This is a genomic window from Vibrio sp. 1078-1 (assembly GCF_033340475.1).
In genome coordinates this window covers 1-660 of sequence record NZ_JAWOWM010000433.1, presented here as the reverse complement: position 1 = coordinate 660, position 660 = coordinate 1, and the positions used below count along the sequence as shown (strand labels likewise).

Annotated in this window: 1 protein-coding gene; it reads right to left on the bottom strand. The window is 48.8% G+C overall.

What is annotated here, in order from left to right:
* The coding region (locus tag R7190_RS28035; protein ID WP_318137944.1) for a 1-phosphofructokinase family hexose kinase at positions 1-660 on the bottom strand (660 nt) is incomplete at both ends.

Genomic DNA, 660 nt, shown 5'->3' with positions numbered 1-660 from the left:
CGATGCCTTTGTTGCTGAGGGTTTGTGCTGCCACTTGGCACTGTTCTGGCGTTTCTAGGTGCTCACCGACAAAGTCACTCAGCTCTTCATCATTTGGTTTAATAAGCCACGGATGAGCATCAATACCTGCACGTAGAGCGGCTTTGCTGCTGTCGAACAATACTTTTTTGCCTTGTTGATGCAGTTTTTCAATCCATGCTGCGCATTGCTCAGCGGTTATACCGCCCGGTAAGCTGCCAGCTAGAACGAAATAGTCGTGAGTGTCTGCAAGGCGGAAAAGTGTCTCTTCAAAACGCGCAATTTCTTCTGCCGTTACTTGAACGCCAGGAAAGTTGATGTCACTCACTTGGCCGTCGGCTTCAACCAGTTTTACGTTGATGCGTGTTGCGCCTTCAACTTCAACAAACTCGTTTTTTACGCCAATTTCGGTGAAAAGTTGATGGAACAGCTCTGGGTTGTCTTTACCCAAAAAGCCGGTCACTGTAACCTCGGCGCCAAGGTCGCTCAGCACTTTTGCAACGTTAACGCCTTTGCCTGCCGCGTGAAGGCTACTTTGTTCAACAAGGCTGACTGAACCTACCTTTAGCGCGTCGAGCGAGCCTGTTAGATCAAGCGCAGGGTTTAGCGTGATGGTCACAACTTTGTTTGTTTTTAATGCTG